Origin of the sequence: Leptotrichia sp. HSP-342, assembly GCF_041199995.1 — a bacterium.
Classification (GTDB): domain Bacteria; phylum Fusobacteriota; class Fusobacteriia; order Fusobacteriales; family Leptotrichiaceae; genus Leptotrichia; species Leptotrichia mesophila.
The window spans coordinates 423,803-437,710 of sequence record NZ_CP165646.1 but is presented as its reverse complement, the minus strand read 5'-3'; the positions used below and the strand labels follow the sequence as shown (position 1 = coordinate 437,710).

Genomic DNA, 13,908 nt, shown 5'->3' with positions numbered 1-13,908 from the left:
GTGGTCTGCATTGGCAACTATAAAGTCATTAAGTCTCTCATTTTATCTAAAATAGCTGGTTAATTCTCTTTTTACTAAACTTGTTTCGAATTAAAGAATAATATCAGGAAACAATAATACTCGTGATAAATAATGATAAAAAAATAAAACTATCAGAAAAATTTTGATATACGTAAATTGAATAAAAAAGGGCTGTCTCAAAATGATTAAAATCTTGAGTTCAGCCTCTATTTTTTATCTAAATTAAAAAATCTTTAATTTATTGTGATTATTCGATTAGAATTTTTCCTATACTAAAAAATTAGAGAACCTTATTTCTCTTAAACTTAGTTAACAACTAGTTTATAGAATTTTATATCTTCATATTTTTGTACTTCTTTATAAATATATTTTCTTAAATTATATTTAATAACAAACAGTAAAACATCAACTTTAGTTTTAGATTTCATGTTTTTACTTTCTAATACTAATAGAAATATAAGGAAATTCTATATCTATAACATTAGGGAACAAATCCAGTCCTATAATATATTCAGAATTCACACCTTTCTATAAATTATATACCGGTCTTAGCTGGCCATTTTTTCATACAATCTTCTTTCATTCTCATAAACATCATCTCCTTATCAATTTTGAAGTAACTATTTCTATCACTACAAGTCATAGATTGTATAATATATATTGCGACAAACTAAAAAATGTAAAAACTCATGATAATTTCGTGTTAAAATGTTAGTAACCACAAAAACATTAACGAAAGGAAATATATCATGAGCCATAAATATTTTACCATAAATGAAAGAAATAAACTAGAGGTCCTGCTAAAAGAAAATTACAAAATTTCTAAAATTGCCAAAATCCTTAACAGGCACAGGGCTACCATTTATCGTGAAATCAAAAGAATTAATGGCGAATACTCTTCTGAGAATGCTTAGTCAGATGCCAATACAAAATCTGCTAATAAAGGAAGAAACTCAAAAATTACTGCTGAATTGAAAAATCTGATAGAGGACAGGCTCTACAAAACCTGGTCTCCTGAACAAATTGCTGGCAGGGAATTAAAGGGGAGACTTTCATTTAAAACTATCTATAACTGGCTTTACAGTAATTTTTTAGATGTTTCCCTGAATGTCTTGAGAAGAAAGGGAAGGAGACGAGAGGAAAATTCAATATTGGAAGACAATTGGCGATAGATCGGAAGAAGTTAAGAAAAAAGAAATTTTTGGGCATTGGGAGCTAGACTCGGTAGTTTCATCAAGAGGAGAAAGCAAAGCCTGCTTTGCAACATTTGTGGAATTGAAGACACGGTTTTATGTAGCAATAAAGATGAAAGATAGAAGCAAAAATTCAATGCTGGAAGCAATAAAACAGCTGACAGCCAGTATTCCACAAGGAGCATTCAAGACTTTCACATCAGACAGAGGAAAGGAATTTTCGTGCTGGGAAGAGGTGGAGAAGATGGGAATAGATTTCTATTTTGCAGATCCTTACTGCTCATGGCAGAGAGGCTGCAATGAAAACAGCAACGGTCTTCTAAGAGAATTTTACCCAAAGAAGACCAACATATCAAAAATAGATACAGAAGACTTGATAAGAACCTTGATGCTGATAAATTCAAGACCAAGAAAATGTTTAAACTATGCAACGCCGTTTGAAAAATTTTTACACGAAATTAGTTTTTAAAAAAATTTGGTAAAATGTCGCAATTAATATTGCAATTTATGTTATAAATATCATTAGACCTGTTCGATAACTTATAGTTCAAAATTATAAATTACACAAATCAACGAGAATCTCATAGAAAATTTTCTTTCCTTGTTTCTGTAACATATAGATACTATCCTAAATTTCTTGATATGCCTGTTCACATGCTCTATGTAGATTCTCCGCTTTGAAATAGTTGAATTGTATTTTCTATCCTCTTTAGTTAATTTGTTTCTTTTTATCGATTTTTTAGGTATCAAGCTGTTACTGTGTATCTTACATGCCTATGTATCCTTTGTCGACAATTAAAAGGACATCTTTTAAAAAATGCACGCGGCTCTTGCAGAACAGCTTAAAGTCGTGAATACTTCCATGTGAAAATGAGACATTAAGTATCCTTAGCTCTTTTTCGTTTGCCACTATTTGAGCCTTTATCGTGTACTTTTTCTTTTTTCCTGAGTAATATTTCCACTGTTTAGGACGCTTAATCTCGCATTCCATAGCGTTAACCAGTACAACCTCTATCTCAGTGTCCCAGACAAGCTCCCTCTTTTAGGCAAGGAAGACTCCCTGCTTTTCTCAGCCTATGGTACAATTTTCTGATAGTTTTCTTCCTTAAATCTTTTTATTCTTTCAAACATTATTTATCATTTTAATTACCAACATTATTATACCCTGATATTGTTCTTTATTGAAAGGTTATCGAATGGATCTATTATTAAAAATTGAAAAAATTCAATGACTTAGCTGTAATAATCATTTTATATATATAATTTTTTATATATTTTTACAACAATACTAATTATTTTTTAATTATTAAAGTATATTATTTTTAGTTCTTAAAATTTTAATATATATAAATAATATTTTTATAGATAAAGTATTATAAATATTATAATATATTATATTTTAACTATTAAACATATTCATTATATTAATTTTATTTTAATGTTAAATATAAAAATAAAATATCTATTTTAGCTACTTTGAGCGTATTTTAAAAATAATAAAATTAACCCTAAAAAATATTTTGATATTATGTTAAAATTCTGATATCAATTTATTTTTTTAATAAAATTAGAATTTAAATAGTAGAATAAATACTACCAAATCTAGTTTTATTATAAATATCAATTGGAAATTTATTAAATAATAAAAGGAGAAATTAATCATGAAAAACGCTTTTAGAGATTATATCTGTTTTACAGATATGGAAAATATAGAAAGCTTAAATCAGCAGATGAAGGAAAGTTTTTTATTTAAAGAAAATGACATTAAAGATGAGAATATTGAGAAGATTCAGCTTGAAAACTTGAAATTTGGAATTTATTTTTCAGAACGTAAAAATGATAGAGATAGAATTCTAGTTGTAAAAAATAGAAAAAATATAAGATGTGGAAACTATTTTATTAATGGGATAAAAAAAGAATTTTATTCAGATCTTTTCTTTCTGATTCTTTATAAAGATGAAAAAAATCGGGATGTAATTTTTGAAGAGCTGATTGACAGTCTTTTAGGAATTGTGAAAATTAAGGAGGTTGTTTTATAAGTATAGCTAATATTATTCTACATTCGCTGTATTCGCCAGATTTAAATCCAATAGAAAAATTATGGGCTAATATGAAGAAAAAATTAAAAGGCATAGCCCATAATTTTAATACACTGGAAGAAGCAGTTACTTCTGTTTTATTTAATAAATCAGTTCAGTTTTAAAGAGGTTTTACTATATATTACTCAAATAGAGGACAAGCGACAGGCTTCAAAAATAAAACACAAGTTAAGTGACATTGTTGTGATTACTCTTTTTGCTATGCTTGCGAATGTTGAATATTGGGAAGAGATTGAGGAAGTTGGGAAACTGTATCTTAAAGCATTAAAAAGATACTTGGAGCTGCCAAACGGAGTTCCTTCGCATGATACTATTCAAAGAGTCATGGCTACAATAGAGCCTGAAGTTACAGAAGTTCTTTTGACAAAATGGATGGAGCTAAAAATTTCCGGGGAATATAAAAAAATAAGAAAAATATTGAATATTGATGGGAAATTTTTAAACGGAATGAAGAATAAAAACAACAGCCCGTTAAACATAGTATCTGCGTATTCCAAAGAAGATGGAATCTGCTATTCACAAGTGGCGCTTGAAGGAAAAGGGAATGAGATAGAAGTGATATTACGTCTGCTTGATAAAATCTCAGTAAAGGAATGTACAGCAGGAAAACAGAAAAGCAAAGGGGTCGACTGGAAACTAGGGAATATTACTATACTGAAGAAACAGAATGGCTTATTAAAAGAAATAAGGAATGGAAGGAAGTAAAAGGGATAGGTGCATCAATTTTAACAACAGAAGAAAATGGAAAAAATCAGGAACAGAAAAGGTATTACATAACGAATATAGCAGGGGGAGTGGAAGAATTTGTAAGAGCGGTAAGAGGACATTGGGCAATAGAAAGTTATCATTGGATACTGGATGTGACATTCAGAGAAGATGCAAGCAGGACATTGAACAAAAATGCGGCAAGAAACTTAAATATTCTAAGGAAATTAGCAATCTCAATACTGGAAGAACTGCCGTTCAGAAAGAAATTTAGCAGAAGGATAAAGAGATAATATAAGAAGATATTTAAAATTATTTTTTGATATTATAGAAAAGTTGTTGTTAAAAAAATGAATAAATATAAAGAAATAGTTTAAAATATTCATGCGTTTGTCGTGTTATTTTTCTGAAATAGTATGACAAATATAAAAAAATATAGTATAATATAATAATGTAATAATTTTAAATTTAAACTCCAAACTTTGAATAACAAATTTGGAGGCAAAAAATAAAACATTGAAAATAGGAGGTTGCTTTTTATGGAAAATATCGAATTTGAAAGTTTCGATAATATTGAAAATGATGATTCAGGACGATTGTATGACATGGGGAAAAGTTACTATGACAGCGGTTCTGACATTCTTGCCGAAAAATATTTGAAAGAAGCCGCTAAAGGTGGAAATAGAAAGGCTTTTCTTTTACTTGCTGATATTTATCTAAAATACGACAAACTAAATTTAGCAGAAAAATATTTAAAAAAAATTGCTGATGGTGGAGATTTTGAACTACAGGATAAACTTGGAACAGTTTATAAAAGAAAATCAAATTTTGAATTAGCTGAGTATTACTATAAACAAGCTATAAATAATGGAAATCAAAGAGCACAATATCACTTAGGGAAATTATATTATTTATTCAAAAAGAAAAATTTAGCAATAGATTATTTAAAACCTATTGCTGATGAGAGAGATCAGGAAGCTCAAGTGTTGCTTGCAAAAATTTACTATGACAATGGTCAAGTTGACTTGGCTGAAGAATATTTGCACAAGGCAAAAGATAATGGTGAAGCATATTATCTTCTTGGAAAATTGTATGGTGAAAAACAGGACATTGAAACTGCTGAAAAACATTTAAAAACAGCAGCAGATGACTATGACAATAAAAGAGCACAGGAGGTTCTTTCAAAACTTTATACAGATAAAAACAATCTTACTCTTGCAAAACACTATTTAACATTGCTTGCAGATGAAAATCATTTGGAAGCTTTTGCACTGCTTGGAAACATTTTTGCTGATGAAAAGAACTATAATCTTGCCTACACAAATTATGGACATTTTTTTGAAGGTAAAAAACGAGAAAATGCAAAAGTTGATATGAAAAAAATTGACGATGCAAAACTTAAATTTAATTTTGGAAAATGCTGTATAAAACTTGGAAAATTTGATGTTGCTGAACAAAATTTGAAAGGCAGCGAATATCTTAAAATTTCTGACAATGTAATTGAAGTTGCAAAACTTTACGAAGAAGCAGATCAATTGAAATTGGCTATCCAATACTATAAATCAGCTTTGCATTTGTAATTTAAATAAAAATAAATAATAAATTTTAGGAGGAAAAATGGCAACTACAAAAACAAAAATAGGTAATTTTGAGTTTGAAAACTGCTTTATGAATGCTGCTGGAGTTTACTGTTATGACAAAAACGAATTGGAACAAGTGATAAATTCACAAGCTGGAACATTTGTTACCAAAACTGCCACATTACAGTCACGTCCTGGAAATCCTGAGCCTAGATACCACGACACAACTTTAGGAAGCATAAATTCAATGGGCCTCCCAAATTTGGGATTTGATTACTATTTAGATTATTTACTGGAATTGCAGAAAACACATCCTCATAGAACTTTCTTTTTCTCGCTTGTAGGAATGTCAACAGAAGACACTCACGCATTACTAAAAAAAGTTCAAGAAAGTGATTTTAAGGGAATAACAGAACTTAACCTGTCTTGTCCAAATGTGCCAGGAAAACCACAAATTGCCTATGATCTGGAAACTACTGAAAAGTTGCTGGCAGATATTTTTTCATATTTCAAAAAACCGCTTGGAGTAAAATTGCCTCCCTACTTTGATATTGTCCACTTTGACCAGGCAGCCGCAGTATTCAATAAATTTCCATTGACATTCATAAATTGTATAAATAGCATTGGAAATGGGCTTGTAATTGAAGATGAAAGTGTTGTAATAAAGCCTAAAAATGGATTTGGAGGAATTGGTGGAGAATATATAAAACCAACTGCTCTTGCTAATGTTCACGCCTTTTATAAAAGATTAAATTCTTCTATCAAAATTATTGGAACGGGAGGAATTCTTACAGGACAAGATGCTTTTGAACATATTCTTTGTGGAGCGAGCATGGTGCAAATCGGTACGACTTTACATAAGGAAGGTCCTAGTGCTTTTGAAAGAATAACTAACGAATTAAAGGCTATTATGGATAAAAAAGGATACAAAACTATCGAAGATTTCAGAGGAAAATTGAAATATTTATAATTTTTTTAACCCACTATTTTAATGGTGGGTTTAATAATAAAAAGTAAAGTAAACAATGAAATAAGGTGATAAAATGGATAAAATAAGTTTACTTCAAAAAATAATTGATGAAAGTAAAAGAATCGTCTTTTTTGGAGGTGCGGGAGTTTCTACAGAATCTGGCATCCCTGATTTTAGAAGTGCAAATGGAGTCTACAATTTAAAACTTAATAGAAATTTTTCTCCAGAAGAACTTGTTTCCCACACAATGTATGAAAAATATCCTGAAGAATTTTACAATTTTTATAAAAAACATCTTGTTTATCCAAATGCAAAACCAAATTTCGCTCATAAATATTTGGCAAGGCTAGAACAAGATGGAAAATTAGCTACTGTAATTACCCAAAATATCGACTGTCTACATGAAATGGCTGGAAGTAAAAATGTCCTAAAGCTTCACGGAACTGTTGACAGCAATACTTGTATTATTTGCAACAAAAAATACAATATGGAAGAATTTTTAGAAATCTGTGAAACTGAAAATATCCCGCATTGTTCAAAATGTGGCGGAATTATAAAACCAGATGTTACTTTATATGAAGAAGTACCTGATCCAGATACTTTTAGAAAAGCAATAAACGAAATATCTAGAGCCGATACATTAATTATAGGCGGAACTTCCCTTATCGTGTATCCAGCAGCTTCTCTTGTGCAATATTTTCAAGGAAAAAATCTTGTTTTAATAAATAAATCCAAGACTGAGCAGGATAATTTTGCAAATTTAGTTATACACGAAAGTATAGGAGAAATTTTTAAAAATTTAAAATAAAAATTAAATAAAGAGGTGAAAATGATAAAAGTATTATTTGTCTGTCTAGGAAATATATGCCGTTCTCCAATGGCAGAAGCAGTCTTTCGAGAAATGGTAAAAAAAGAAGGTCTATCTGATAGAATCATAATTGATTCAGCAGCCACAAGTTCTTGGGAACATGGAAACCCAGTTCATCACGGTACTAAAACTAGGCTTGCTAAAGAAGGAATCGGAGTTGAGGGAATGTATTCCAGAATTTTGAATAATGATGATTTAGATGCCGATTATATTATTGGAATGGATGAAAGTAATATAGAAAATATAAAACTTTTTACAAATGGAAAAAATAAAGGCGAAATAAAAATGTTGTTAGAATACGCAGGAGAAAACCGAGAAATAAAAGATCCGTGGTTTACCGGTGATTTTGATACAACTTATGATGATGTTGTGAAAGGTTGTAATGCATTACTAGAGTTTATTAAAAAGAATAATTTGAATTAATTATACTAAAAATATTTGGTGCTAAACATTTATAAATTTTTTTTAAATAAATGAATAGCACCAATCTTATTTTTATACCAATACTGAATTCCTTTTAAATAACAGATTTATTGTAAATTTTTAGATTAAAGGATTAAAATCCAGTATTTATTTCCTAATTATTAAAATATAATTTTCATTTTTTAAACAGAAAATAGTATAAATACTACAAATATTCAAGATATTTTTTATACTAAAACAGCTCTGCTATATATTTAATCAACTCCTCAATAGTGTCAAAAAATATTCCATAATTCAGTACTGGACGTTTTATTGCTAAAATTTTTACTCCGCATTCCTGACATGCCTCAACTTTTTGAAGTTCTCCACCAGTTTCACCGCTTTCCTTCGTAATAAGATAATCAATCTTAAAATCTTCTAACATTGCAATATTCATATTTTTAGAAAATGGCCCCTGCATTGCTATTATATTTTTGGGTAAATATCCAAGCTCTTCTGCACTTTGGATTGAAGTCGTTGTCGGTAATATTCTAACAAACAAATTATTTTTATTACTTATTTCCTTTATTTCTGCCAAAGTATTAGAGCCTAGTGTACTTAGTACATTTTTATTTTCGACTTTATCCAAAAATTTAATTATTTCTTTTAAATCATTAAATTGAAATACATTTTTATTTCCATAGTTAATTACTTTTCTTTCAAACCTCACATATTTAATCTTTTCTCCTGCTACAGCTCTTTCATTCAAATAACTTACCATTGAAATAACAGTATTACTAATATTCTGTGCATATGGATGACTAGCATCGATGATCAAATCAATATTCTTTTCTAAAATCATGCCTTCAATCTGCAATACATTTAATCTCTCTGAAATCACATGTACTCTTTCATTTTTAGCTACATCTTCAAGCAATTTCCCACCATATTCGGTAGCTGTACTCACAATGATTCCATCTTCCCTAACCTTCAAAACTTCATCTAAAATACTTCTGGAATCCTTAGTTCCACCAATTATCCAAATCATTTAATTTCCCACTCCTAATCATTATAGTTTTAGTATCTTCAAATATATTTAAATCTACTCCTTTATTATTATACTAATAATTTCAACTTTTGCAAGCATTATTTACAATTTACTTATTATAATTTTCTATAAAATGCTCAAGAATAATTTTTTAAATAACTTAAAATAAAACTTTCTTAAATTATTTCATTAAAAATAATTTTAAAAACTACAATGTCCCTAGCTGTACTAAATGCCATAAAAAAATAGAAATTATATTAAGAATAAGAAATCTTAATTTTATATTAATATAGTATGTAATTCAAAATTCATTAAACATTTGCTACTTAAATAGGAAATGATGTGAAACTAACCAAAAAGTTAAATATAGCACCATAAATCAGACTATCAAATAAATTTTAATAAAATATAAAAACATCTCAAAAAGAAACTTTACAATATAGAAAAAATCTGATATTCTTATTATTGTGAGAAAATATTTTTTAAGACAATAATTAATATTTTCTTAAAGCTAAACTTTGTAGAAATAAAAGAAAGGAATATATAATATTTATATATTGAAAAATTATGAATAATAATCTAAAATTATATATTGTAAGACACGGACAAACTGAATGGAATGTTTTAAAAAAATTTCAAGGACAATTAAATTCACCACTTACATTAGAAGGGATAGAAAAAATAAAAGAAACTTCAATAGAGCTTAAAAATATAAAATTTGAAGCAGTTTACACTAGTGAACTAGGCAGAACAATTTCTACTGCTGAAATAATTTTACAATACAACAATTCTGAAAGGATAAAAGATACTAATAAAAAATTAAAACCACAAAAATTATCAGAATTAAATGAAATCTATTTCGGAGAATGGCAAGGAATGAATTTTAAAGAAATCTTTCTAAAATATCCAAAAGAAGCTCATAATTATTTTTATGAAGTAAAAAATTACAATGCTAAAAATATAAAAGCTGAAGAATTGAAAGACGGATTAGAACGTTTTTTAAAAGGTATTAATAAAATTGTAAACAAACATAAATCTGGAAATATCCTAATTGTAACACACGGAACGGTCCTAGAACTATTTTTAAATTACATTCAAAATAAAGAAGCAAAAGATTTAGATGAACGTAAACTAATAGGTAACGGACAATACAGAATTTTCACTTTTGAAAATGAGAAATATAAAATCCTTTAAATCAATTTTATCTAATTTACTTCATAACTCTGCAGATAATTATAAAAATAGGTCAATCACATATTAAAATTTCTTCTTTATAACATCATTTATTTATTCGATGAAATAAATATCTTGACTTTTCACAAAAAATTCAAGATACACTTTCAAATTTCTTAAAGACGACTCATTTAAATTTTTTAAGTTTTTTCTTATAATTATTTTTATAAGAATAATTAAAATTATTAGGACTTTTATATTTTTATAAATAATTATCTAGTATAGATTTTATTCTAGCATATCTCTAAGAGACTTTAAAAGATAATTAATACTTTCGAGATAAACATTTTATGAAAGCAGACGTACAGAATTTTCGGAATGAATTTCTTTTTCTATTATCATACAATATAAAATGATTATATAGAATCTTATCATTAAAAGAGACTAGCGCTCCTTTTAAATTTTATATGTATTTATAGCGATTCAAAAGAATTAAACTTTCAATGGAACAAATTTTTTAATGCGTTTGTTGTAGTTATAAATAAAATATAGCGATATAAAAGTAAACAGCCATAAATCAAACTGAATTCCTTTTTGAACAAAAAAATGGCGTCCCCGGTTGGACTTGAACCAACGACCCTCTGATTAACAGTCAGATGCTCTAACCAGCTGAGCTACGGAGACGCAAAGAAAAAAAGTTTGGCAACTTCCTATTTTCCCGGGACGAATCCAAGTATCGTAGGCGCAGGCAGACTTAACTGCCGGGTTCGAAATGTGACCGGGTGTATCCCTGCCGCTATGATCACCAAACTATGTAAGATTAAATTGTATGAACTAAGACAATGAGAAATAAATAGTAGAAGTAAAAGACTACCTAAAAAGCATATGTAATATTAGTACCAGTCAGCTAAACGCATTACTACGCTTACACCTCTGGCCTATCGACCATGTGTTCTCCATGGATACTGCGAGTACTCATCTCAAAGCCGGCTTCCCGCTTAGATGCTTTCAGCGGTTATCCGTTCCAGACGTGACTACTCAGCCGTGCCACTGGCGTGACAACTGATACATCAGAGGTCTGTCCAACCCGGTCCTCTCGTACTAAGGTCAGATCTTTTCAGTACTCAAGCGCCTGCAGTGGATAGGGACCGAACTGTCTCACGACGTTCTGAACCCAGCTCGCGTGCCTCTTTAATGGGCGAACAGCCCAACCCTTGGGACCTTCTCCAGCCCCAGGATGAGACGAGCCGACATCGAGGTGCCAAACACTTCCGTCGATATGGACTCTTGGGAAGTATCAGCCTGTTATCCCCGGGGTAGCTTTTATCCGTTGAGCGACGGTCCTTCCATTCGGAACCGCCGGATCACTAACTCCCACTTTCGTGCCTGCTCGACCCGTCAGTCTTGCAGTCAAGCTCCCTTATGCGTTTACACTCTTAGGCTGATTTCCATCCAGCCTGAGGGAACCTTTGAACGCCTCCGTTACTCTTTGGGAGGCGACCGCCCCAGTCAAACTGCCCATCTAGCACTGTCTCCGTTTCCAGATTAGAATTCCGACGGCATATGGTTGGTATTCCAACAGCGACTCTGCCAAGACTGACGCCTTGGCTTCATAGTCTCCCAACTATCCTATACACATGCAGCCAGAACCCAATGCCAAACTACAGTAAAGCTCCACGGGGTCTTTCCGTCCTACTGCAGGTAGCCGGTATCTTCACCGGCATTACAACTTCACCAGGTCTCCAGCCAAGACAGCTCCCAAATCATTTCACCATTCGTGCAGGTCGGAACTTACCCGACAAGGAATTTCGCTACCTTAGGACCGTTATAGTTACGGCCGCCGTTCACCGGGGCTTCAATTTGAGTCTCTCAACCCTCCTCTTAACCTTCCGGCACTGGGCAGGTGTCAGCCCATATACGTCGCCTTTCAGCTTAGCATAGACCTGTGTTTTTGGTAAACAGTTGCTTGGGACTCTTCACTGCGGCCTGTTTCCCCTCAGGGTGTTTCTCCCATCAGGTATATCAGGCACCCCTTCTCCCAAAGTTACGGGGCCATTTTGCAGAGTTCCTTAGCTAGAGTTATCCTGTCGGCCTTAAGTTTCTCACTCTGTCCACCTGTGTCGGTTTACAGTACGGGCGCTGCTTCTCATCGATAGAAGTTTTTCTCGGCAGTGTAGGATCTGCAGCTTATGCAGATGCACTTACCCATCAGGTCTCACATTTAGGCATGCGGATTTTCCTGCATGCCCATGCTACGCCCTTAGAAAGGCTATTCCGTCAGCCTTCCCGCATACCTTCCTGCGTCACTCCGTCTCTCAGGCGATAACAGCGGTACAGGAATATTAACCTGTTTTCCATTCGCCATCACATTTTTGCTTATGCTTAGGTCCCGACTCCCCCAGGGCGGACAAACCTTCCCCTGGAAACCTTGGACTTCCGGCCGGCGGGATTCTCGCCCGCCTTCTCGCTACTCATTCCTGCATTCTCACTTCTGATACCTCCAAGACTGCCTTACGGCGTCTCTTCAACGGCCTACAGAACGCTCTCCTACCAGGCGTAAAAACGCCTCCGCAGCTTCGGTTTATGTCTTAGCCCCGTTACATCTTCGGCGCAGATACTCTCGACCAGTGAGCTGTTACGCACTCTTTCAAGGCATGGCTGCTTCTAAGCCAACCTCCTGGTTGTCTGTGAATATCCACCTCCTTTCCCACTTAGACATAATTAGGGACCTTAGCTGGCGGTCTGGGCTGTTCCCCTCTCGTCCGAGGACCTTGTCATCCACGGACTCACTCCTGACTATTAATATGCGGTATTCGCAGTTTGCTTGATTTCGGTAAGCAATACGCCCCCTAGACCATACAGAGCTCTACCCCCGCATATCTTAATATCAAGGCTGCACCTAAATGCATTTCGGAGAGAACGAGCTATCTCCTAGTTCGATTGGCTTTTCACCCCTAGACCTATCTCATCTCCCAACTTTTCAACGGCGGTGAGTTCGGCCCTCCACTGAGTCTTACCTCAGCTTCAGCCTGGACAGGCCTAGATCACTAGGTTTCGCGTCTATGACTAGCGACTTAATGCCCTATTAAGACTCGGTTTCCCTTCGGCTCCACTTTATTAACCTTGCCACTAATCATAACTCGCAGGATGATTAACCAAAATCCACGCAGTCACACATAAAGTGCTCCTACCGTTTGTAAGCACACGGTTTCAAATTCTATTTCACTCCCTTGCTCAGGGTTCTTTTCACCTTTCCCTCACGGTACTCTTCACTATCGGTCAACAGTAGTATTTAGCCTTGCGTGATATGGTCCACGCTGATTCACGCCAGATTCCTCGTGCCTGACGCTACTCGGGTGCTTCCAGTCACAGCATATGTTTTATGTTCTACAGGACTATCACCTTCTTTGGTCCAGCTTCCCAGCTGGTTCCACTTACACACATGCAGCTTAAACATTATGACAATCCGTTAATGGAAGTCCCTCAACCCCGTGCCAGCAACGCTGTCCGCTTGGCACTGACACGGTTTAGGCTCCTCCCTGTTCGCTCGCCGCTACTTAGGGAATCGTTTTTACTTTCTTTTCCTCCCGCTACTTAGATGTTTCAGTTCGCGGACTTACCGTTTTCACACATATCCTTCAGATATGTAGGTTTACCCATTCGGAAATCCAGGGATCAATAATTATGTGCATCTCCTCCTGGCTTATCGCAGCTTATCACGTCCTTCATCGGCTACTGTTGCCTAGGCATCCTCCGTGTGCCCTTATTAGCTTTTTCTCCAGAATAACTTTTACTCTAGTTTTATTGTAATCTTTTACCTACTATTCATTTCTCATTGTCCTAATATAA

General features: G+C 33.0%; 11 protein-coding genes, 1 tRNA gene, 2 rRNA genes and 1 pseudogene. 9 read left to right on the top strand and 6 right to left on the bottom strand.

What is annotated here, in order from left to right:
• Positions 1 to 770: 770 nt before the first annotated feature.
• Positions 771 to 1,683, top strand: a pseudogene (locus AB8B23_RS02125) (IS30 family transposase).
• 71 nt (positions 1,684 to 1,754) lie between these two features.
• On the opposite strand, the gene AB8B23_RS02120 reads toward AB8B23_RS02125, so the two are convergent.
• Positions 1,755 to 1,964, bottom strand: a complete 210-nt coding sequence (locus AB8B23_RS02120) for a transposase family protein (protein ID WP_369713202.1) — start codon at positions 1,962 to 1,964, stop codon at positions 1,755 to 1,757.
• A 16-nt stretch (positions 1,965 to 1,980) separates the two neighbouring features.
• Positions 1,981 to 2,205, bottom strand: coding sequence for a transposase (locus AB8B23_RS02115; protein ID WP_369713201.1), 225 nt, complete (start codon positions 2,203 to 2,205; stop codon positions 1,981 to 1,983).
• A 670-nt stretch (positions 2,206 to 2,875) separates the two neighbouring features.
• Between AB8B23_RS02115 and AB8B23_RS02110 the strand changes: the two genes are divergently transcribed.
• The 7 genes from AB8B23_RS02110 (at position 2,876) to AB8B23_RS02080 (ending at position 7,859) form a co-directional block, all read left to right on the top strand.
• Entirely contained in the window at positions 2,876 to 3,253 is a 378-nt protein-coding gene (locus AB8B23_RS02110) for a hypothetical protein (RefSeq protein ID WP_021744259.1), read from the top strand.
• Between the two features lie 99 nt (positions 3,254 to 3,352).
• The gene (locus tag AB8B23_RS02105; protein WP_369713891.1) at positions 3,353 to 4,018 is read left to right on the top strand and encodes an ISAs1 family transposase; all 666 of its coding nucleotides are present in this window, start codon (positions 3,353 to 3,355) and stop codon (positions 4,016 to 4,018) included.
• Positions 3,907 to 4,311, top strand: coding sequence for an ISAs1 family transposase (locus AB8B23_RS02100; protein WP_369713200.1), 405 nt, complete (start codon positions 3,907 to 3,909; stop codon positions 4,309 to 4,311). The genes AB8B23_RS02105 and AB8B23_RS02100 overlap by 112 nt, the downstream gene beginning before the upstream one ends.
• A gap of 246 nt (positions 4,312 to 4,557) precedes the next feature.
• Positions 4,558 to 5,598: a tetratricopeptide repeat protein gene (locus AB8B23_RS02095; RefSeq protein ID WP_369713199.1), complete on the top strand. Its 1,041-nt coding sequence runs from the start codon at positions 4,558 to 4,560 to the stop codon at positions 5,596 to 5,598.
• A 37-nt stretch (positions 5,599 to 5,635) separates the two neighbouring features.
• Entirely contained in the window at positions 5,636 to 6,568 is a 933-nt protein-coding gene (locus tag AB8B23_RS02090) for a dihydroorotate oxidase (RefSeq protein ID WP_369713198.1), read from the top strand.
• A 73-nt stretch (positions 6,569 to 6,641) separates the two neighbouring features.
• On the top strand, positions 6,642 to 7,376 hold the full coding sequence (locus AB8B23_RS02085) for an NAD-dependent protein deacylase (protein ID WP_369713197.1): 735 nt from the start codon (positions 6,642 to 6,644) through the stop codon (positions 7,374 to 7,376).
• Between the two features lie 21 nt (positions 7,377 to 7,397).
• The gene (locus AB8B23_RS02080; protein ID WP_369713196.1) at positions 7,398 to 7,859 is read left to right on the top strand and encodes a low molecular weight protein-tyrosine-phosphatase; all 462 of its coding nucleotides are present in this window, start codon (positions 7,398 to 7,400) and stop codon (positions 7,857 to 7,859) included.
• A 232-nt stretch (positions 7,860 to 8,091) separates the two neighbouring features.
• On the opposite strand, the gene cobK is transcribed toward AB8B23_RS02080, so the two are convergent.
• Positions 8,092 to 8,886, bottom strand: a complete 795-nt coding sequence (gene cobK, locus AB8B23_RS02075) for a precorrin-6A reductase (protein WP_021744465.1) — start codon at positions 8,884 to 8,886, stop codon at positions 8,092 to 8,094.
• A 567-nt stretch (positions 8,887 to 9,453) separates the two neighbouring features.
• Between cobK and AB8B23_RS02070 the strand changes: the two genes are divergently transcribed.
• Entirely contained in the window at positions 9,454 to 10,080 is a 627-nt protein-coding gene (locus AB8B23_RS02070) for a histidine phosphatase family protein (RefSeq protein ID WP_369713195.1), read from the top strand.
• 586 nt (positions 10,081 to 10,666) lie between these two features.
• Here AB8B23_RS02070 and AB8B23_RS02065 read toward each other — a convergent pair.
• The 3 genes from AB8B23_RS02065 to AB8B23_RS02055 all read right to left on the bottom strand — a co-directional run bounded on the left by AB8B23_RS02065 (position 10,667) and on the right by AB8B23_RS02055 (position 13,836).
• Positions 10,667 to 10,743, bottom strand: a tRNA-Asn gene (locus AB8B23_RS02065).
• A 13-nt stretch (positions 10,744 to 10,756) separates the two neighbouring features.
• A 5S ribosomal RNA gene (rrf, locus tag AB8B23_RS02060) occupies positions 10,757 to 10,869 on the bottom strand.
• 63 nt (positions 10,870 to 10,932) lie between these two features.
• Positions 10,933 to 13,836 (bottom strand): 23S ribosomal RNA (locus AB8B23_RS02055).
• Between the last annotated feature and the right edge of the window lie 72 nt (positions 13,837 to 13,908).

Bases quoted from the DNA above. Each gene is read 5' to 3' on its own strand.
- AB8B23_RS02115 (WP_369713201.1), bottom strand. From the start codon at position 2,205: ATGGAATGCGAGATTAAGCGTCCTAAACAGTGGAAATATTACTCAGGA.
- AB8B23_RS02110 (WP_021744259.1), top strand. From the start codon at position 2,876: ATGAAAAACGCTTTTAGAGATTATATCTGTTTTACAGATATGGAAAAT.
- AB8B23_RS02100 (WP_369713200.1), top strand. From the start codon at position 3,907: ATGTACAGCAGGAAAACAGAAAAGCAAAGGGGTCGACTGGAAACTAGG.
- AB8B23_RS02095 (WP_369713199.1), top strand. From the start codon at position 4,558: ATGGAAAATATCGAATTTGAAAGTTTCGATAATATTGAAAATGATGAT.
- AB8B23_RS02090 (WP_369713198.1), top strand. From the start codon at position 5,636: ATGGCAACTACAAAAACAAAAATAGGTAATTTTGAGTTTGAAAACTGC.
- AB8B23_RS02085 (WP_369713197.1), top strand. From the start codon at position 6,642: ATGGATAAAATAAGTTTACTTCAAAAAATAATTGATGAAAGTAAAAGA.
- AB8B23_RS02080 (WP_369713196.1), top strand. From the start codon at position 7,398: ATGATAAAAGTATTATTTGTCTGTCTAGGAAATATATGCCGTTCTCCA.
- cobK (WP_021744465.1), bottom strand. From the start codon at position 8,886: ATGATTTGGATAATTGGTGGAACTAAGGATTCCAGAAGTATTTTAGAT.
- AB8B23_RS02070 (WP_369713195.1), top strand. From the start codon at position 9,454: ATGAATAATAATCTAAAATTATATATTGTAAGACACGGACAAACTGAA.